14 protein-coding genes are annotated in these 20284 nt (G+C 70.9%); 6 read left to right on the forward strand and 8 right to left on the reverse strand.

The window, feature by feature from the left end:
- Positions 1 to 9: 9 nt before the first annotated feature.
- The 3 genes from ACFXOO_RS04545 to ACFXOO_RS04555 form a co-directional block, all read right to left on the reverse strand.
- Positions 10 to 1758, reverse strand: a complete 1749-nt coding sequence (locus ACFXOO_RS04545) for a gamma-glutamyltransferase family protein (protein WP_394563207.1) — start codon at positions 1756 to 1758, stop codon at positions 10 to 12.
- A 64-nt stretch (positions 1759 to 1822) separates the two neighbouring features.
- Positions 1823 to 3256, reverse strand: coding sequence for an aminopeptidase P family protein (locus ACFXOO_RS04550; RefSeq protein WP_378838549.1), 1434 nt, complete (start codon positions 3254 to 3256; stop codon positions 1823 to 1825).
- 45 nt (positions 3257 to 3301) lie between these two features.
- Complete coding sequence (locus ACFXOO_RS04555) at positions 3302 to 4321, reverse strand: endonuclease/exonuclease/phosphatase family protein (RefSeq protein WP_378851078.1); 1020 nt, start codon at positions 4319 to 4321, stop codon at positions 3302 to 3304.
- 102 nt (positions 4322 to 4423) lie between these two features.
- Between ACFXOO_RS04555 and ACFXOO_RS04560 the strand changes: the two genes are divergently transcribed.
- The gene (locus tag ACFXOO_RS04560; protein WP_378851075.1) at positions 4424 to 5287 is read left to right on the forward strand and encodes a PHP domain-containing protein; all 864 of its coding nucleotides are present in this window, start codon (positions 4424 to 4426) and stop codon (positions 5285 to 5287) included.
- Between the two features lie 32 nt (positions 5288 to 5319).
- On the opposite strand, the gene ACFXOO_RS04565 is transcribed toward ACFXOO_RS04560, so the two are convergent.
- Positions 5320 to 5742 carry an SHOCT domain-containing protein gene (locus ACFXOO_RS04565; RefSeq protein ID WP_378838553.1) on the reverse strand — a complete coding sequence of 141 codons (423 nt, stop codon included), beginning with the start codon at positions 5740 to 5742 and terminating at the stop codon, positions 5320 to 5322.
- Positions 5743 to 5847: 105 nt separating this feature from the next.
- Positions 5848 to 7323 (reverse strand): DEAD/DEAH box helicase, encoded by a 1476-nt coding sequence (locus tag ACFXOO_RS04570; protein WP_378838555.1) that lies wholly within the window; start codon positions 7321 to 7323, stop codon positions 5848 to 5850.
- Between the two features lie 212 nt (positions 7324 to 7535).
- On the opposite strand from ACFXOO_RS04570, the gene ACFXOO_RS04575 reads away from it, so the two are divergent.
- Entirely contained in the window at positions 7536 to 8249 is a 714-nt protein-coding gene (locus ACFXOO_RS04575; protein ID WP_378838558.1) for a ferritin-like fold-containing protein, read from the forward strand.
- On the opposite strand, the gene ACFXOO_RS04580 is transcribed toward ACFXOO_RS04575, so the two are convergent.
- Positions 8250 to 8540 (reverse strand): hypothetical protein, encoded by a 291-nt coding sequence (locus ACFXOO_RS04580; protein ID WP_394562879.1) that lies wholly within the window; start codon positions 8538 to 8540, stop codon positions 8250 to 8252. It abuts the gene before it with no gap.
- 3 nt (positions 8541 to 8543) lie between these two features.
- Positions 8544 to 8765 (reverse strand): DUF3107 domain-containing protein, encoded by a 222-nt coding sequence (locus ACFXOO_RS04585; protein WP_378838562.1) that lies wholly within the window; start codon positions 8763 to 8765, stop codon positions 8544 to 8546.
- Positions 8766 to 8949: 184 nt separating this feature from the next.
- On the opposite strand from ACFXOO_RS04585, the gene ACFXOO_RS04590 reads away from it, so the two are divergent.
- Together ACFXOO_RS04590 and ACFXOO_RS04595 are read left to right on the forward strand one after the other, a co-directional pair.
- Positions 8950 to 12081: an ATP-dependent helicase gene (locus tag ACFXOO_RS04590; protein ID WP_394562880.1), complete on the forward strand. Its 3132-nt coding sequence runs from the start codon at positions 8950 to 8952 to the stop codon at positions 12079 to 12081.
- A complete protein-coding gene (locus ACFXOO_RS04595; RefSeq protein WP_394562881.1) occupies positions 12078 to 15458 on the forward strand; it encodes a UvrD-helicase domain-containing protein in 3381 nt (1126 codons plus the stop codon). The genes ACFXOO_RS04590 and ACFXOO_RS04595 overlap by 4 nt, the downstream gene beginning before the upstream one ends.
- Before the next feature lie 24 nt (positions 15459 to 15482).
- Here ACFXOO_RS04595 and ACFXOO_RS04600 read toward each other — a convergent pair whose 3' ends face one another.
- Complete coding sequence (locus tag ACFXOO_RS04600) at positions 15483 to 16877, reverse strand: phosphotransferase (RefSeq protein WP_394562882.1); 1395 nt, start codon at positions 16875 to 16877, stop codon at positions 15483 to 15485.
- 94 nt (positions 16878 to 16971) lie between these two features.
- Between ACFXOO_RS04600 and nudC the strand changes: the two genes are divergently transcribed.
- Together nudC and ACFXOO_RS04610 are read left to right on the forward strand one after the other, a co-directional pair.
- Positions 16972 to 17880, forward strand: a complete 909-nt coding sequence (gene nudC, locus ACFXOO_RS04605; protein WP_394562883.1) for an NAD(+) diphosphatase — start codon at positions 16972 to 16974, stop codon at positions 17878 to 17880.
- Positions 17877 to 19709, forward strand: a complete 1833-nt coding sequence (locus ACFXOO_RS04610; protein ID WP_394563209.1) for an ATP-dependent helicase — start codon at positions 17877 to 17879, stop codon at positions 19707 to 19709. Before nudC ends, ACFXOO_RS04610 begins: the two co-directional genes overlap by 4 nt.
- Positions 19710 to 20284 lie beyond the last annotated feature (575 nt).

Consider the following 20284-nt stretch of genomic DNA (forward strand, 5'->3'; position numbering starts at 1 on the left):
GCTGGACGCTCAGCGGCCGGAGGCGTATCCTTGCGCACCACGCGGGTTTGCGGCCGCCCACAGCGTCCCCCGAACATGATCGATGCCGACAGCCGACAGGCGGCCCAGCATCCACTCGCCCGCCCGCGTGACGACGTGGCCGCGTCGCCGCAGTCCTTCGATGAGGTCGTCGCCGAGGCGGTCCTCGACCACCGCGCCGGCGGGCGCGAACGCCCGCGGCCAGAACGAGTCGATGAGCGCCGTCGAGTGCAGCGCGGGGGCGTCGATCGCCTGCTGGGGCGTGTACCCGCCGGCGAGCATGCGAAGTAAGGCAGCAAGCTGCCACTGCTCCTGCTGATCGCCCCCGGGTGTGCCGATGGCCATCATCGCGCGGCCGTCGCGCAGCACCAGCGTCGGAGTCAGGGTGGTCCGCGGGCGACGACCGGGCATCAGCGCCGAGGGCGATTCTGGATCGAGCCAGGTCATCTGCAGACGGGTGCCGAGGCAGAAGCCCAGCGTCGGGATCGTGGGCGAGGACTGCAACCACCCGCCCGAGGGCGTGACGGCCACGATGTTCCCCCAGCGGTCGACGACGTCGATGTGACAGGTGTCGCCTCGCGTGTCGCCTGTGCGTGCGATGGTCGGCTCGCCCACCGCGCTGAGGTCGGCCTCCCCTGCGCCCTCAGCACGCAGGGGCGGGCGGAACGGCGGCACCCCATCCACGACTCCCGGGCTCCACCCCTCTGACACCCTCTCACCGATCAGACCGCGTCTCTGAGCGGCGTAGGCGGGGGAGAGCAGGTCGTCGATCGGCACGACGGGCCGATGCGGAGAGGGGTCGCCGTAGTAGGCGTCGCGGTCGGCGAGCGCGAGCCCGAGCGCTTCGAGGAGCAGGTGCGCGCCGCGCTCGGTCGACGGGTCGAGCTCGGTGTCGGCGTAGCCCTCCAGGATGCGAAGGGCCTGCAGGAGCGCCGGACCCTGCGTCCACGGACCCGCCTTCGCCACCGTGTGGCCGCGGAACTCGACGGTGACGGCGGATTCGTACGACGCGGCGAACGCCTCGAAATCGCTGGACCGGATGAGTCCGGCGTGATCGGCTCCGTCCGAGTGGCGGTGAGGAGCAGCCAGGAACGCGGAAGCGTCGTGCGCGACGCGGCCGTGACGCCACTCGTGCAGCGCTGCGTCGATGCGTCCGGCGCGGTCATGCGCACCGGCACCGGCCGCGACGAGGTCCCCCAGCACGTCGGCGTAGGCGGGGTTGCGATGGAGTGAACCTGCTGCGGGCAGCTCCCCGTCCGGCATCCACAGCTCGGCGGACGTGGGCCAGTGGTCGGTGAAGAGCGCCGCCACTCGCGCGATCGTCGCGGCCGCTTGCGGAAGCAGAGGGTGCCCGTCCCGGGCGTAGCCGATCGCGTAGCCCAGCACCTCGGCGATCTCCCACGTGCCGTGGTCGCGCAGCAGCGTCAGCCACGCGTCGACCGCGCCCGGCACCGCCGCAGCGAGGCCGCCGGCTCCGGGGACCAGGTCGAGACCCTCGAGCCCGAAGTGCTCGATCGTCGCGGCCGCCGGCGCGGGCCCCTGCCCGACGAGCACCACGGGCACGCCCGGCTCGGAAGCGGTCACGAAGATCCCGACCAGGTCGCCGCCGGGGCCGTTGAGGTGCGGCTCCACGACGTGGAGCACGAAGCCGCCCGCCGCAACGGCATCGAACGCATTGCCTCCTCGTTCCAGCACGGACTGCGCGGTCGCCGTGGCGAGCCAGTGCGTGGAGGCGGCCATCCCGAACGTCCCCGTGAGGGTCGGTCGGGTGGTGAAGGCGGGCGGTGGCGTAAAGGTCGCCACGTCAGCGGGCGTTCAGCCGCCGAACCCACTCCTCGACCTCGTCGGCCGTCCGCGGAATCGATGCCGACAGGTTCACCGGACCGTCGGTGGTCAGCAGGATGTCGTCCTCGATGCGGACGCCGATTCCGCGGAACTCCTCCGGCACCGTCAGGTCGTCGATCTGGAAGTACAGCCCGGGCTCGATGGTGAACACCATGCCGGCTTCGAGGATGCCGTCGTAGTACATCTCGCGGCGCGCCTGCGCACAGTCGTGCACGTCGATTCCGAGGTGGTGGCTGGTCCCGTGCACCATGTAGCGACGATGCTGGCCACCCGCGTCGGCGTCCAGCGCCTCTTCCGCGGTGACCGGGAGCAGGCCCCATTCGGCGACCCTCGTCGCGATGACCCGCATGGCCTCTTCGTGCACGGAACGGAACGTGACACCCGGGCGGGCGACGGCGAAAGCCGCGTCCGCCGCTTCGCGCACCGTCTCGTAGACGCGCCGCTGCGTGGGCGAGAACGTGCCGCTGACAGGGATCGTGCGGGTGATGTCGGCCGTGTACAGGCTGTCGACCTCGACCCCCGCGTCGACCAGGATGAGATCGCCCGGGACGACCGCGCCGTCGTTGCGGGTCCAATGCAGATAGCACGCGTGCGGTCCGGATGCCGCGATCGTGTCGTAGCCCTCCCAATTACCCTCGGAGCGGGCGCGGAGGTGGAACACGCCCTCGACGATGCGCTCCCCGCGTGGGTGCTCGATGATCTTCGGCAGATCGGCGACGATGTCGTCGAATCCGCGAGCCGTGACCTCGACGGCGAGCCGCATCTGCTCGATCTCGTACTCGTCCTTGACGAGTCGCAGCTCCGAGACGGCTCGCGTGAGGTCGTCATCCTCGCCCACGACGAGATCGGTGCTGCGCGACTCGAAGGTGTCCACGTGCGCCGTCGTCAGCGCGAGGTCGGCAGCGACGCCCGCGAGCGATGGACGGGGACCGATCCAGAATTCGCCGACGGATGCATCGGCGTAGAACTCCGCGGTCGTGCGGTCCGCGCGCTCACGGAAGTGCAGGACGACGTCGTGACCGCCATCCGTGGGCTCGAAGACCAGCACCGCGCCGGGCTCGGAATCCGCTGCCCATCCGGTCAGGTGGGCGAACGCCGAGTGCGCCCGGAACGGGTAGTCGGTGTCGTTGCTGCGGACGTGGGCGTCGCCGGCGGGGATCACCAGCCGCATGCCCGGGAACGCCGCGGACAGGATCGCGCGGCGGTCCGCCGCATACGCGGCCTGCGCCCGCGCGGTCGGCGTGGATTCGGGCCGCTCGGCCCATCCCGTCGAGATCGTCTCGAGGAAACCGCGGGGGAAGGGCTGTCGACGGTTGGTCGGTGCACTCTCCTTCGATGCGTCTGCGGCGGAAACGTCCTGCGCGATGGTGTCGCTGTCGGCTGTCGTGCTCATGCCTCCAGTCTCGCAGGTCCTTGCCGCGGCGCGCAGGGCCTCGCGTCAGCCGACGGGCTCGAGCTGCACGATCAGGGGACGGTGATCGCTTCCCGACCCGTCGAGTGATCGCAGCACGACCGATCCGGTGGCCTTCCAGCCGTCCGATGCCATCACGTGGTCGATGGGCGCGCCCAGCAGGGCGGGGACGTCGGTCGACCACGTGCCGACCGCGCCGTTGCCGGTCTCGGCCGCGGCGTCGTGGCAGTGCCCGAGCGTGCCCCCGTCCTCGCCGAATCCCGCCATGTGGTCGAGCGTCGCGTTGAAGTCGCCCGCCATGATGACGTTCGCGTCAGCGCACTGGTCGGCCAGCCACTGCATGTCGTCGCGCCAGTGCTGCATGTAGCTCTGGCGCGGGGCCACGGCATGCGCGGCGACGACGATCGGACCGTCGCCGTCCGTGGGCATCGCGACGGCGCTGGGAACGGTGGAGGTGTTGCTGGTGCCGTCCGCAGAGGACTGGATCACGGCGTAGTCGCCGAGGTCGGGCGAGATGAGGAGGGTCGTGGACCGTGCATCCCACCCATCCGTGCCGTACTCGGCGTGGAACGCCCACATACGGTGACCGAGGTCGCGCATCGCGAGGGCGACCTGCTCCCCGGTCTCGATCGTGGTCTCGGGCAGCGTGACGATGTCGGCATCCATCGCCACCGCGATCTTCGCGACGGCGTCGGGGGATGTCGCCGAGCCCGCGGTGTTCCACGTCATCACGCGCACGCTGGCGTCGGTCTTGGCGGGCAGTGCGTCCGCTCCGAGACCGCGCGTGACGAGGATCGCCGCGTTCGCGCCACCGGCCACCAGCGCGATCAGTGCGAGGGACAGCGCCAGAGCCCGTAGCGGCCGGGCGATCGCGAGCAGCAGCAGGAGGACGAGTGCCGCGGCGAACGCGAGCGCGACGACGGCGCGGAAGGACACGATCTGCGCGATCGGGAACGCGCGCTCGAGGCGGAAGAACTGCGGCCAGGTGAGGATCGCCGCGGCGACGGCGCACAGCACGGTGAAGAGGATCCCCAGCATGCGCAACACGTCGCAAATCTATGTCAGCTGCCTGAGAGATCGCGGCACGCGGAGGATGCCCGGACGCTGCGTTTCGGGCTGATGGTGCCGCGTCCGCGCTACTGTCGAAGCGTGCAGGTGACGCGGCGATTCCATGGACCGAGCGATCTGCACCTGCATTCGGTGCACTCGGACGGCACGGAATCGGCGGCTCTCGTGGTCGCTGCCGCCCACCGCCAAGGCCTCCGGACGCTGGCGCTTACCGATCATGACACGACCTCCGGATGGGCGGAAGCGGCCGACGCCGCCACATCGCTCGGAATGACGTTCCTCCCCGGGATGGAATTGTCGGCGCGGCACGAGTGGCGGAGCGTCCACGTCCTGGCCTATCTGTTCGATCCGGACGAGCCGAAGCTGCGGGCGATGACCGATCGCATCCGGTCGTCGCGCATGGAGCGCGCGCGCGTGATGGTGGACCGCATCTCGCACGACTACGACCTGGACTGGGACGACGTCCTGGCGCAGACCGAGGTCGACGCGACGGTAGGGCGTCCGCACATCGCCGATGCGTTGATCGCGAAAGGCCACGTGCAGGACCGCACGGAGGCGTTCTCCGACATCTTGAGCCCCGGCGGCGACTACTACGTGGCTCTCTACGCCCCCGACCCCGTCGTGGCGGTGAGCCTCGTCGTCGGTGCCGGCGGTGTCCCGATCATCGCCCACCCCGCGGGGCGGGCCGGTCTGCTGCCGATGCCCTTGATGACGCGGTTGCTGGACGCAGGGCTCGCCGGATTCGAGACCGAGCACCGCGAAAATCTGACGGCCGGTGTCCGCACGCTCCGCCGCATCGTCGCCGAGCACGACCTCATCACGACGGGATCGAGCGATTATCACGGCCTGGGAAAACCCAACGTCCCCGGTGAGAACACCACGAGCGACGAGATGGTCGCCCGGATCATCGATCGCGCCACGGGAAACGCCCCCGTCTACCCGTAGGGGACGAGGGCGCTTCCGCGGCGGTCGGGCTCTCAGCTGAGGGCTTTGGCCTTGATCTTGTCGTACTCGGCCGCGGTGATCGTGCCGGCGTCGAGCAGATCCTTGGCCTTGGCGATCTCTTCGGACGGGCTTTTGCTCGTTCCGGCGACCGACTGGATGTAGTCCGCCTGCGCGGCCTGGTAGTGGCGCGCCTGCTCGGCGCTGCGCTCTCCCATGCCCTTGCCGCGGACGATGAGGTAGATCAGCGCCGCAAGCCACGTGAACAGGAGGAGGAAGACGATCCAGAGCGCCTTCGCGCCGCCACCGAGCGTGTGGTCGCGGAACAGGTCGCCGATGATCGAGAACAGCACCATCAGGTAGGAGAAGAAGATGAAGACCGCGAGGAACCACCAGATGATGTCCCCGAGGGAGCCCCAGAAGCCGTTGTACTCAACGGCCGCGTCGATGAATCGCACGTGTGTGCCTTTCGAGAGATGACGAGGTAGACGCCGACGGCGTCGGCATCACTGTATCCCTCGGTCGGCTCCGGTGTCAGGATATCTCCGGCGACGCGCTGACCGTCACGGGGTGCCTGCGGGGGCGCCGCCGGTGCGGGGTGCGCGCCGCCGACGACGACGGCGGGGTGCCGCATTGCCGTCGTGGTGCTCCTTGCCCCCTCCGTCGTGGGTGCCGGTGCCGTCTGCGCCGTCGTTTCCGCCGTGCTCGGTCGGCACTTCGGGAGCCGCAGCGCGCTCCGCAGCCTGCGCGGGCGACGAACCGCCGCCGGAGCGTCCACCACGACGAGAGCGCGACGAACGGTCGGCGGTGGCCGCGGCATCCGTCGTCGTCTTGATCGTCTGCGTGCGCGGTGCGGTCGTGAGGCGACCCTTCGTGCCGGCGGGGATGTCGAGGTCTTCGAAGAGGTGCGGGCTCGAGGAGTACGTCTCGACGGGCTCGGGCTGACCGAACTCGAGGGCACGGTTGATGAGCGCCCACTTGTGCAGGTCGTCCCAGTCCACGAACGTCACCGCGATGCCCGTCTTGCCGGCGCGCCCGGTGCGGCCGGCACGGTGCAGATAGGTCTTCTCGTCATCGGGGATCGTGTGGTTGATCACATGCGTGACGTCGTCGACGTCGATGCCACGCGCCGCGACGTCGGTCGCGATCAGCACGTCCTTCTTGCCGGCCTTGAACGCGGCCATCGAGCGCTCGCGCGCCTCCTGGCTCATGTCACCGTGCACCGAGGCGGTGTTGAATCCGCGGTCGCCGAGCTCGTCCGACAGCCGCTGAGCCGCACGCTTCGTCCGCGTGAAGACCACCGTCTTGCCCCGGCCCTCGGACTGGAGGATGCGTGCGATGACCTCGTCCTTGTCGAGCGAGTGCGCCCGGTAGACGAGGTGCTTGATGTTGGCCTGGGTGAGGCCTTCGTCGGGGTCGGTCGCGCGGATGTGGATCGGGTTGGTCATGAACCGGCGCGCCATCGCGACGATCGGCCCGGGCATCGTCGCCGAGAACAGCTGCGTGTGACGGATCGCGGGGACCTTCTGGAAGATCTTCTCGATGTCGGGGAGGAATCCGAGATCGAGCATCTTGTCGGCCTCGTCCAGGACGACCTCGGTCGCGTGCGACAGATCGAGCAGTCGCTGGTTGCTGAGGTCGATGAGACGACCGGGCGTGCCGACGACGATCTGCGCTCCGGCCTTGAGCTGCTCGATCTGACCCTCGTAGGCCTTGCCACCGTAGATGGCCACCACACTGGTCGATCGCCCGGCGGTGAGCATGTCGATGTCTTCGTAGACCTGGACGCACAGCTCACGGGTCGGCACCACGATGAGGGCCTTCACCCCGTGCTCGGGGTCGGGGCCGAGGCGCTGCACGACGGGGATGCCGAAGCCGAACGTCTTGCCGGTTCCGGTCTTGGCCTGGCCGATGATGTCCTGGCCGGGGAGCCCCAGCGGAATCGTCTGCTCCTGAATCGGGAAGGCATCCACGATGCCCTTCGCTGCGAGGACATCGACGATGTCCTGGTCGACGCCGAGTTCGGCGAAGGTCGTCACGATGTTGTGCCTGTCTGGCGGAGAGATGCCGCCGGGTGGGAGGGAGAGTCCACGCCCTTCACTCATCCGCAGGCGCGGGGCCCCCGATCCGACGCCGGGGACTGCTCAAGGATACCGGAGACCGGGCAGCTGGCCGGTGTCGATGACGGCAGGGCGCGGATGCCGGGGCCGCGGAGCGCCGCCGGATAGGCTGTCGACGTGCAGGAGACGTCGTGGTGAAGTGGTTCTGGCAGCGGCGACCGGAGGGTCGCGTCCTGCACCTGCGGTCCCGCGGCGAGCTCAGCGACGCCACCCGCGTCGATTTCGAGGAGCTCGCGCCCGACGTCGACACGTTCCTCGGTCAGGCCGCCTATCTCCAGCTGGGGTACGTCGAGACGCTGAGCGAGCTGATCGCCTCCACGCCCGAGCTCGGGCAGAAGGAGGCGCTGTCCCGGGCGGCGGGAGCCGCCCTGACGAAGCACGAGGCGCTCGTTGCGCTCATCCGCGCCCGCGGCGACGATCCGACCGCGCTGATGCTGCCCTTCCGTGAACCGTTGGACGCCTTCCGCCGCGCGACGCACGGTGTGCGGCCACAGGAGACGATGCTCTCGGTCCACATCACCGCGGGCATGCTCGACGACTTCTATCTGGCGCTCTCCGCCAGCTACGGCGAGACGGGCGACCGTGTCGCCGGGATCCTCCGCGGCGATGACGACCGCCAGGCGATCGTCGACATCATCGCCGCCACGATCGAGAGCGACGAGGAGTGGCGCTCGCTGCTGGCGCTGTGGGGCCGGCGCCTGGTCGGTGACACCCTGCTCATCGCACGCGCCGCCCTCCGCCCGTCCTCCCTCGGTGCCGCGGAGGAGAAGAAGGTGGAGCCGGTCTTCACCGAGCTCATGGGCGCACACTCCCGTCGGATGGACGGGATGGGCCTCGCCGCCTGATCAGGCGATCTTGAGCCGGATCCGCTCACGTGCGTCATGCGCGACGCGCCGACGGCCGAGCAGTGCGAGCGACGGCCACGTCACGGCGAGGGGTGCGGCGAACGAGACGAGCCAGATCCACGGATCGGCCGTCGTCGCGCCCGCCCACGTGAAGGCGAGCCACACGGCACCGCCCACGAGCGCGCCGACCACCGGGCCGAGGACGGTGCCCCGGGTGGGGCGGTGGGGAGCCAGGTAATGCGCAGCGATCCCGAGGACACCGCCCACGATGAAGGCGAGCAGGATGTCCATGGGTCAGGCGAAGCCGATGCGGCGGGACTCTTCCGTCCCGAGCTCGACGTACGCGAGGCCGGCGGTGGGCACGATGTAGGAGTTGCCCTTCGTGTCGGCGAACGTGACGTGCGTCGCGGCCGCGTCCAGAGCGGCGGCCACCGACTTCTTGACGTCGTCTGCGGACTCGCTCGTCTCGAAGCTGAGCTCGCGGCCGGTGTTCGTGATGCCGATGCGGATCTCCACGGAAGTCACTGCCTTTCTGTGTCGGGGCGCCTCCCCGACGAGCCGGGTCTCCCGGCGCATGGCAACTCTACGACACGGGTGGAACGCACCAGGCCGGAGCGCGCTCGCTCTGGGCGAACGCCCGATCGGGCGTGCGCGCCCGCGGCGGCCGGCGGTGTCGGCGGCGCGGGATAGCGTGGATGACATGAGGGAGGATGCCGCGCAACACGCCGTCGCGCGTCTTCCGGTCGAGGCATCCGGGGTCGTCGTCGGGGCTCCCGGCTCCGGCAAGACGACCGCACTCGTCGCCCGCGTCGCGTCTCTCGTGGCAGCAGGAGTCGACGTCGATACGCTCATGGTGCTCACTCCATCCCGTCAGACCGCCACCGCGCTGCGCGACCGTCTCGCCCTGGCCGTCGGGACGGCGACCAGCGGTCCGCTCGCCCGGTCGGTCGCGTCGTTCGCCTTCCAGCTCGTGCGGGGTGCGGCTGTTCACGCGGGGGAGGAGCCGCCGCAGCTGCTCACGGGCGGCGACGAGGACCAGATCATCGAGGACCTCCTCGCGGGCGATGCCGACGACGAGTCGCGTGGCCTCTCCCGATGGCCGGAATGGCTCGGGTCGGGCATCCGCTCGACGAGAGGGTTCCGCACCGATGTCCGCACCTTTCTGGCGGAATGCACCGACCTGGGCATCTCGCCCGACCGGCTGCGCGCGCTCGGCGAGCGCACGGACGTGCGCGCGTGGACGGCGCTGTCGTCCTTCTTCCGCGAGTACCTCGACGTGCGGGCCGACATGCGCGGGGCTCATCGCGATGCGGCTGGTCTCGTCCGCGAGGCCGTGGGGCTGGTCCGGCTCGCCCCGCCCGGCCCCGCTCCGGCGCTGGGGGCGTTCGCTCGCACCCGCGTGCTCCTCGTGGACGACGCTCAGGAGCTGACGTTGGGCGGGGTCGAGCTCCTCGAGGCATGTGCGGCCCGGGGGGTGGCTGTGCTCGCGTTCGGCGACCCCGACGTGGGTGCGGGGGCGTTCCGTGGGGCGACCCCCGAGAACTTCGCCCGATTGGCGCGGTCGCTCGGCGAGGCGGTCGTGCTGCGTGCGTCGCACCGCGGGACGGTCGCCCAGAACGATGTGCTCCGCGAGGTGACGGCGCGCATCGGAGCGGTGGGGGTGGTCTCGCACCGGCGGGCGCCCTCCGGCGCGGCCACCGACGGCACCGTGCGCGCCTTCACGCTGCGCTCCGCGTCGGAGGAGTACGACGCGGTGGCCCGCCTGCTGCGTGAGCGGCACATCCACGACGGCGTCCCGTGGAGCCGCTGCGCCGTCATCGCGCACGACACCCGCCAGGTCGCGGCGCTCGAGGCGGAGCTGGTCGCCCGGGAGGTGCCGGCGCGGGCGAGCGGACCGGGGCGGTCTCTCGGCGCGCTGCGACCGGCGCGCGACCTGCTGCGGCTGGTCGAACTCGCCACGCGCGACGCCGACACGTGGGCTCCCGACGAACTCACGGACGCGCTCCTGGGCGTCTGTGGAGGGCTCGACCCGATCGAGCTGCGGCGTCTGCGAACCGCCCTCCGCCACACCGAGCTCGCGGCGGGCGGCGAGCGACCGGGTCGCGAGCTGCTGGCCTCCGCGATGCTGCGTCCGCTGGAGTTCGAGCTCATCGACACCCGCGAAGCCCGACGTGCCGCCCGCGTGGCCACGACGCTCGGAATGCTGCGTGCCGAGCATGGGCGCGGGGGCACGGTGCACGAGCTGCTTTGGACGGCGTGGGAGAACAGCCGCCTCGAGAAGGCGTGGGCCGAGACCGCCCGTGGCCATGGCCCACTGGCAGAGCAGGCGAACCGCGACCTCGACGCGGTCGTCGCGCTGTTCGAATCGGCCAAACGCTTCGTTGAGCGGGGCCTGGACGCCGACGTGCGCGTCTTCGTCCGCGGGCTGCTCGGCAGCGATGTCGCCGAGGACCGCCTGGCGGCGGCCCCTCCCGAAGACACCGTCCGCGTCCTGACGCCGGCGGGGGCGCTCGGAACCGAATTCGACACGGTGATCGTCGCCGGCGTACAGGAGGGCGTCTGGCCGAACACCCGCCTGCGCGGCGGTCTGCTCGACACGTGGCGGCTCGCGGACGCGGCGAGCCTCCCGGCCGCAGGGGGTGGGGGGCGAGCGGATGCCGCGGGCCGCGGCATCCTGGACCGTCGACGCGCCGCGATGCACGACGAGCTGAGGCTTTTCGCCCGGGCCGTCTCACGCGCCACCGATCAGCTCGTCGTGACGGCCGTGGACGATGACGACACCGGTCCGAGCGTGTTCTTCGAGTTCCTGCCCACTCCGGAGCCGGCTACGCGGGCGATGGAGCATCCGCTCTCGCTGCGCGGACTCGTGGCGTCGCATCGCCGGGCGCTGACCGATCCGCAGGCTTCGCCGCGGGCCCGACTGCGTGCGCCCGGGCAGCTCGCCCTGCTCGCCGATGCGCGGGTGGAGGGCGCCGCGCCGGAGCAGTGGTACGGCATCGCCGCACCGACCTCGACGGCGCCGCTGCGCGACCTCGCGCGCGAGGACGTGCGCGTGTCGCCGTCACGGCTGCACACCCTCGAGGAGTGCGAGCTGAACTGGGTGATCGGCGATCTCGGCGGTGACCCCGGCGGGACGACCGCCGGGATCGGCACGATCATCCACGCGGCGCTCGAGCACTCCGACGGAGCGAGCGAGGCAGAGCTCTGGGCGCTCGTGCAGGAGCGCTGGGGTGAGCTGTCGTTCGAGGCGGGGTGGCGCGATCGGGCCGAACAGGCACGTGCCCGCGACCTGGTGCGCCGGCTGCATCTGTACCTGCACCGCTTCGAGCGGGACGGCGGGGAGCTCATCGGCGCCGAGCCGCATTTCGAGGTCGCGCTGCCGGTGGGCGACTCCGAGGAGTTCGCGCACGGCGTGATCCTGTCGGGCTACATCGACCGGGTGGAGCTGACTCCGCAGGGCACCGTCGTGATCATGGACCTGAAGACGGGGAAGCACGAGCCGCAGACTGATGCGAAAGTGCTCGACAACCCGCAACTGGCGGCATACCAGCTGGCTTTCGAGTCGGGTGCGATCCCCGAGGCGAGTGGTCGACCGGCCGGCGGCGCCATGCTGCTGGTACTCCGACCGTCCGCGGTCGGCAAGGACTATGTCACTCCCACACAGCCTCCGTTCGACGAGGAGCGGCGCGAGGCGTTCCTCGGTCGCATCGAAGACGCCGTCGGCGTCATGCGCGGCAGCACGTTCCGCGCGCCCTACGAGGAGCACTGTCGCGACGAGCACTCGTACGGACTGTGCCGCATCCACACGATCGCTGCGGTGAGTGCCTCATGAGCACGTCATCCTCCCGCGGCGACGTCGCGACCGTTGCGCCCCCGGCACCGCTGTCGGCCGCCGTCATCGCCGCGGCACTCGGGCAATTCCCCCCCACGAGCGAGCAGACCGCGGTCATCGAAGCTCCTCTCGAACCCGCTCTCGTGGTCGCCGGCGCGGGCAGCGGCAAGACCGAGACGATGGCGGCGCGCGTCGTCTGGCTCATCGCGAACGGCATCGTCCGCCGCGACGAGGTGCTCGGGCTCACATTCACACGGAAAGCCGCGGGCGAGCTCGCCGAGCGCATCCACCGTCGACTCGCGCGACTGTCGGAGTTCGAGCGACGCGGACTGCTGAGCGCTCTACCCGAGCTGCACGCGAAGGGTGCCCTCGAGGTCTTCGGGCGCCTCGAGCGCGAAGGCGCGGGCGACGGCGAGCGCGTGGCAGCCCTGTCGGAGTTGAGCGCGCGGGTCATCCTGGCCGGCGACCCCGATGGGGTACCCCGGACACGAACCGACCCACCGCTGGAAGGCGATGACGCGCTTCTGCACCGGCCCACGGTGTCGACCTACAACAGCTTCGCCGACGCGATCGTCCGCGAGCACGCCGTCCGGATCGGATGGGACTCCGAAGCGGCGATCCTCTCGGAGTCGGCGGCGTGGCTCCTCATGCGCCGCGTCGTGTTCGCGTCGGACGACGAGCGCCTCGATACCCGCGAGGAGGCGGTGCGGAGCATCATCGACGGTGCGCTGCGCATCGCCAGGGACGCGGTGGACAACCTGGTCGACCTCGACGACCTGTGCGGGTTCCCCGAACGTTTCCGAGATGTGCTCGAGCGGCCGTCGACGAACAAGCGCACCACCGTGTACGCAGACGTCAAGAAGATCGAGGTGTCGGTCTCGGCACTGTCGCTGCTCACCGATCTCGCCCGTGCGTACGCCGCCGAGAAGCGCCGACGCGGTGTGCTGGACTTCTCCGACCAGGTCGCCGGTGCGACGCAGATCGTGCAGAGACACCCGGCCGTCGCCGAGGAGCTCCGACAGCGGTACCGAGTGGTGCTGCTCGACGAATACCAGGACACTTCGGTCGTCCAGACCGACCTGCTCGCGGCGCTCTTCGGTGGCACGGCCGTCATGGCGGTCGGAGACCCGCACCAGGCGATCTACGGGTGGCGCGGTGCGAGCGCGGGAAACCTCGGCGGCTTCGCGGCGGCCTTCAGCCCCGGCATCCGCTCCGCCTCGTACTCCCTGCTGACGAGCTGGCGCAACAGCGAAGGAGTGCTGGCGGCCGCGAACGCGGTGCTGGCCCCGCTGGCACCGCGATCACCGGTCGCGGTGCAGGAGCTGCGTGCGCGCCCGGGCGCTCCCCTCGGGCGGGTGGAGCTCGGGTTCGACTCCGACCTCGACACCGAGGCCGGCCGGGTCGCCGAATGGTTCGAACGGGTGCGCGCCGAGCGCGCGCGCGACGGTCGCCCCACGACCGGCGCGGTGCTGTTCCGCAGCAAGAAGCACATGCTGCGCTTCGGTGACGCCCTCGGTCAGCGCGGCATCCCACACCGCATCCTCGGACTGGGCGGTCTGCTGTCGACCCCCGAAGTGGTCGATGTCGTCTCGGCGCTGCGCGTGATCTCGGACCCGTCGGCCGGCTCGGCGCTCATCCGCCTGCTCGCGGGCCCCCGCTGGAGCATCGGACTCGCCGACCTGCGGGCGCTGGCGCAGCTGAGCAGACGCATCGCTCGACACGATGCGGCACTGCAGCCGCTCACCCCCGAGGTGTCGGAGCGCATCCGCGCGGGGGCGGGTGAGGAACAGGGTTCGCTGGTCGACGCGCTCGACTTCGTGCTCCGGCACCCGTCCGATCACGGTTGGCTCGCCGAGTTCACGGCCGAAGCGCGCGATCGGCTGAGCGAGGCCGGTTCGGTGTTCGCCGCGCTCCGACAGGCGGCCGGGATGCCGATTCCCGATCTCGTGCGGGTGATCGAGCGCGAGCTGCGGCTCGATGTCGAGCTCGCCGCCAACGAGTCGCGGGGGCCCGCCCGCATCGCGTCGTCGCAGTTGCGCGCATTCGTCGACGAGCTGCATGCCTTCCTGGCGGCGGACGAATCCGGGTCCCTCTCGAGTCTGCTCGCCTGGCTCGACCACGCCGAGATGCTCGACGAATTCGCCCCGCGCACCGAGCCGCCCGAAGACGACGTCGTTCAGCTCCTGACGATCCACGGCTCGAAAGGACTGGAGTGGGATGCCGTCGCCGTCGTTCGACTCGTCAAGGACGAACTGCCCAGCGCCGCACGCGACACGAAGGGCTGGCTCGCGTTCGGCGTGCTTCCCTACGCTTTCCGCGGCGACGCGCCCTGGCTTCCCGTCTTCGCGTGGGAGCGGCACCGCGCGCCCACCCAGCAGGATCTGAAGGGCGCGCTCGACGATTTCGTCGAGGCCAATCGTTCCCGGCAGCTCGACGAGGACCGGCGCCTCGCCTATGTCGCGGTCACCCGGGCGCGTGACCATCTCCTCCTGACCGGTGCGACGTGGTCGGGAACCAAGCGGCCGCGCGAGCGCAGCGCGTTCTTCGACGAGATGGCGACAGCGCTGGAGGTGGATCTGCCTGTCGATGACGCGGGAGAGAACCCCTACCTCGGAGAACGGCGCGTGCTGGAGTGGCCGATCGACCCGCTCGGGGGCCGACGGGAGAGGGTGGAGTATGCTGCCGCCGTCGTCCGCGCCGCGGGTGGAGCACCGCGCGTGGAGCCCGAGGCCGATCTCGCGCTTCTGCTCGCAGAGCGCGAGGCCCGACGTGCACCGGGTGGGCGGACGGCTCCGACGCGGATCCCGGCGTCGCGGTACAAGGAGTTCGTGACGGATTACGCGGGCACGGTGGCACGCATCGCGCGCCCCCTGCCCGAGCGCCCGTATCGACAGACGCGCCTGGGCACGCTGTTCCATGCGTGGGTCGAGACGCGCTCGGGTTCCGTGGGAACGCGGGGGTCGCTGGATGATGCGCTGTGGGAGAGCGACGAGGAGCAGCCGGGCAGCACGGGCACGTCGGAGGATGCGGCGGACCTCGAGCGCCTGCAGCAGAACTTCGAGAGGTCCGAGTGGGCGCGTCTACAGCCCCTCGAGGTCGAGACCGAGATCGATTTCACCGACACCGGGCTCGACGGAACCGCGCATGTCGTCATCTGCAAGCTCGATGCCGTCTACCGGCGCGACGACCGCGATGGTCGCATCGAGATCGTCGATTGGAAGACCGGCAGGCCGCCGGCGAACGACACGGAGCGCCAGGAGCGGATGCTGCAGCTCGAGCTGTACCGCCGCGCCTATCATCTCGGGCGCGGAGTGCCGATGGATCGTATCGACGTCGCCCTCTACTACGTCGCCGCGGACGTGGTCCTCCGGGGGTGAACCGCGGCCGGTGGCGGGTGCAGGCTACTTCTCGTCCTGCGTCCAGCGGCGCAGCGCTGCCTCGGCCGACCGATCAGCGGCGGCCTGATGGTCGTCCGTCGAGCGCAGGGAATCCTGACCGACGTCCTGACCGGGTCGCGATCCGTCGCTTCCACCGCCCAGGCTCTCGCCGAGCGGGGCGGTGTCCTGGAGGAGGGCCGCGATGTCGATCGGTGCGGTGGACACGTCGTCGGCGACGCGGGTCCCGCTCGCGGACGATTCCGCGGGAGCCGGGACCACGAGGGGAACGGGCGATGCCGCTCCCTGCTCGGCGCCGTCGTCCTCGCGCCGCACGTCCGGATCGGAACCCGCGTCCGCTTCCGCGATGAAGAGCGAAAGCATGGCCGGATCGTAGGCATCGGTCTGCATGGAGGTGTCCACAGCCGCGGTCGAGGCATCCGGCACCCGGCCCAGCAGCGCGATCGCGTCATCCACGTCGAGCGACGCGTCCGAGATGAGGTCTTCACCCTGCAGACCCGTCGCCAGGGCGGTGAGAAGATCGACCGCATCGCCGACGACGTCCTCACTGCCAGCGTCGAAGCCGTGCACGAGCCACTTGGCGAACTCGAGCTCCGCGTAGAACCTCGCGCGTTCGCGCACCAGACCGTCCGGTGCCCGCCGGCTGTGCGCGGCGTACGCCCGGTAGACGTCGTCAGCCGCGTTGGGCGCGGAGGCAAGCCACTGCAGATCGGTGGCCGGGTCGCCGACCGAGAGACCGTGCCATTCCAGGACCCCCGTGACCGTCGGCGCGCCGTCGGCGTCTTCGAACAGGAACGATGCCGCACCCGCGCCGCCGAGGACGACCGCAGACTCGAAACGCCACAGCGCATCGGCCTCCACCGCCCGCCGCCAGCGGGCGACCAGCTCTGCGGGGGCTCGGCGTGTGTGCTCGACGCGGTCGAGGAGTCGGTTCACGTCGTCGCGGATCTGCTGAGGCGTGCGTACCGGGAGTCCCTCGGTGCGGACGATCGACAAGGGGAGTGCGTGCAGCGCGGCGAGGGCCTCGCCGATCGAGGTGGCCGCCCCACGGCCCGCGGGCACATGTGCGGCATCGACCCGGTAGCCGGGCAGGAAGTCCACGACCACCGTGGGGGCGCCGCCGATACCGGATTCGCCGAGCAGCTCAGGCGCCCGGAACGGGAGCAGTCCGCGCACGCCCGGAGTGAGCGCTTTCAGCGCTCTCGCCTCGGCGGCGAGCTCCGACGAGTCGGCGGGGTCGGTCGGGGTGCGCACGACGACCCGCCGTCCGTCGTCGAGTTGGGCGACCGCGGAGTCGTAGCGCCCGGCTGCCCCCTCGGTCAGCGCGCCGACCCCGATGACCCCGGCCTGGGGCAGAGCCGAGGCGACCGACGCGGCTAGAGTGAGAGGAGATCGTGCCATGAGCCCAGGGTAGGTCTGGCTAGTCGGTGGAGCCTCGCGCCACGCCCGGCATGGCCACGCCCGGCATGGCGAACGTCGTAGAAAGGTCTCTCCGATGGCGCCTGCCCGCTCGAATCCTCCCGTCCTGCCCACCGCCTTCGATCGCGCCGCCGACGAGCGGACGGTCGACGGACTGGTCGATGCCCTCCGAGCGGATGCCGCCACGAGGGTTCTGGTGCTGCACGGCGACGCCGCTCCGTTGGGCGCGGATGACGCGCTGCAGTTCTTCGCCCCTGATGACGTGGCCGACGGTGGCGAATGGGCGTTCCTCGGACGCGATGGCGACGGGACCGCCGTACTGACGTCCGTCTTCGCGCGCGACGCCGCCGCACCCGTCGAGCCGATCGGGGGGTGGGGGGCGCTGCGTGCCGTCGGCGGCGGGCTGGCACCGGGGGAGTCGGCGCTGTTCGTGGAGGCTCTCAGTCTGGGTCGCTGGCTGTTGGACGCACCGTTCTGCCCGGCGTGCGGCGCACACACGGAACAGCGACAGGCGGGCTGGGCCCGGCACTGCCCGTCGTGCGGTCGCGAGCACTTCCCGCGCACCGATCCCGCCGTCATCGTCGCCGTCGCCAGCGCGCAGCAGCCATCGCGCCTCCTGCTCGGTTCGAACGCGATGTGGGGGGCGAATCGCTTCTCCTGCTTCGCCGGTTTCGCGGAGGCAGGCGAATCGCTGGAGTCCACGGTCGCGCGTGAGGTGTACGAAGAGGCCGGGGTCGCCCTGCGCGACATCCGGTACAGCGGATCGCAGGCCTGGCCGTACCCCCGTTCGCTGATGCTGGGCTTTCACGCCATCGCCGCGGACGACGACGCCGCGCGTCCCGACGGCGACGAGATCGTCGACGTCCGCTGGTTCACCGCCTCGCAGATCGGCGAGGCTCTTGCGGGGGAGGGCGAGCTGCTGCTGCCCGGACCCGCGTCGATCTCGCGGCGACTGATCAAGGAATGGCACGCGAGCGCCCGATGACGCAAGACCCTCTTCACGGTCTCGACGAGATGCAGCGCGAGGCGGTGACCACCCTGCGCGGTCCGCTCCTCGTGCTGGCGGGCGCGGGCACGGGCAAAACGCGCGTGATCACCCACCGGATCGCGCACGGTGTCGACACGGGCGCCTATTCGCCCGGTCGGGTCATGGCCGTCACGTTCACGGCGAAAGCCGCGGGCGAGATGCGCGGGCGACTTCGTGCGCTCGGCGTGCAGGGCGTCTCGGCCCGGACCTTCCACGCGGCGGCGCTGTCGCAGCTGAACTACTTCTGGCCGACGGTCGCGGGCGATTCGGCTCCGACCATCATCGACAACAAGGTGCGCGTGCTCGCGCATGCGGCCGACGGCATCGGGATGGAGCCCGACACGGCGACTCTTCGCGAGATGGCCGGCGCGATCGAGTGGCGCAAGGTCACGATGCGCAGCGTCGAGGCGTATGCGCGCGACCGGCCCGACGGGGTGGGGCGATACGACATCTCACGCGTCGCGGATCTCATGCGCGCCTACGAGAAGCTGAAGGATGAGCGGCGGCAGTTGGACTTCGAGGACGTGCTGCTCGCGTGCGCGGGGATGATCGAGAGCGAACCGCGCGTCGCTCAGTCCGTGCACGAGCAGTACCGACACTTCACGATCGACGAGTTCCAGGATGTGTCCCCTCTGCAGCACCGACTGCTCGAGCTCTGGCTCGGCGGACGTCGCGACCTGTGCGTCGTGGGTGACGCGAGTCAGACCATCTACTCGTTCGCCGGCGCCGAGGCTCGTTTTCTGCTCGAGTTCGAGCAGCGCCACGACGACGCGCGCGTCGTCCGTCTGGAGACCAATTACCGGTCGGATGCCGCGATCCTGGCTGTGGCGAACGCGCTCATGCGCGACCGGGCGGGGGCACTGGCCCTGCACCCACCGGTGAGGTCGGACGTGGCCGATGACGCAGCCGCCGGGGCCGCCCTTGTCGATGCCTCCGGTGCCGTGGTTCCGTCTCCCGCGGGCGACGCTGTTCCGACGGTCACCGCGTACGACGACGATCAGGCCGAGGCGCGCGGCACAGCCGCCGCGATCGCGGCGGCGCTGCGGACGGGCGTCGACCCGCAGGGGATCGCCGTCCTCTACCGCTCTCATGCGCAGTCGGCGGAGCTGCTGCGCGCACTCTCGGACCGAGGCATCCCGACGACGGTGCTGGGCGGCAAGCGCTTCTTCGACATCCCGGAGGTGCGTCAGGCGGTCATGGCTCTGCGTGGCGCGTCTGTCGCGACGCAGGAGGGAACCCTGGTCGACGCCGTGCGTGATGTGCTGCGGTCGCTCGGCATGACCGACGAGCCGCCCGCGGCGGGCGGCCCCCTTCGCGACGCGTGGGAGGCGCGCGCCGCGCTGCGGAGGCTCGCGGAGGAGTCGCCCGCGGGGACCACCCTGCGGGTGTTCACCGACGACCTGCAGGCCCGCGCCAAAGCGCAGCACGAGCCCGCCCTGCGCACCGTGACACTGTCGACGCTGCACGCCGCCAAAGGCCTCGAATGGCCTCACGTCCACCTGGTCGGGCTCGCGGAAGGACTGTTGCCGATTTCATACGCGACCACTTTCGAGCAGATCGACGAGGAGCGCCGACTCGCCTACGTCGGCATCACGCGAGCCGAGCGGACGCTGTCCCTGTCGTGGGCGCGGACGTCGGGGCATCGGGAGCGGACCGTGTCGCGCTTCGTGCAAGAGATCGGCAGCGGCACGCTTCGTGCGGGCGATGCACGCGCCACCACCGCCGAGCGGAGTCGTCGTGCAGGCGCACCGACCGGGAAGCGGGCCCCGCATCACGAGCCGCGCTGATCAGGCGCGCGGCGACCAGGCCCGCCTCGCACGCGAGGGCGTCGCTGATCGGTGCGGGATCGCGACCGATCAGCTGCGCGGCGATCATCGGCCACGCGGGATCCACGTCGGTGCGGTGCTCGTCGATGCACGCCAGACATGCGGTCTCGCCCGGGACGACGAGCGGCCCGACGTCGACGCGCCCGGCCGTGAACAGCACGGGGATGTGCGGGACGTCTGCGCTCAGGAGGGCCGCCCCGCGCCGCGGCTCGATGACGTGGTGCCCGACGAGGACGACAGCGGTTGCGACCTCTTCCGTGCCGCTCGGGCCGGCGGGCCGGGTCGTGTGGCCGCCGACGGCCGCGGCGATCTGCGCGGCCGCCCGAGCGGGGAACGCGTCGGAGACATCGACGCGCACGTTCTGCGACCGCGTGGCGAGCGTCGTCGACACCAGCGCGGGGCGCAGCTCCGCCAGGAATGCGGGAATGTCGGGAGGGGCTGCGCCGAACGACCTCGCCATGCCGGCGAAGGCGATGTCGGGCACGCCGCGCGTGAGCTCGTGCAGCATACGCTGCTGCCAGGGTGAGGGGTCATCG

Origin of the sequence: Microbacterium sp. P03, assembly GCF_043556235.1 — a bacterium.
In the GTDB taxonomy this organism is placed as follows: Bacteria; Actinomycetota; Actinomycetes; order Actinomycetales; family Microbacteriaceae; genus Microbacterium.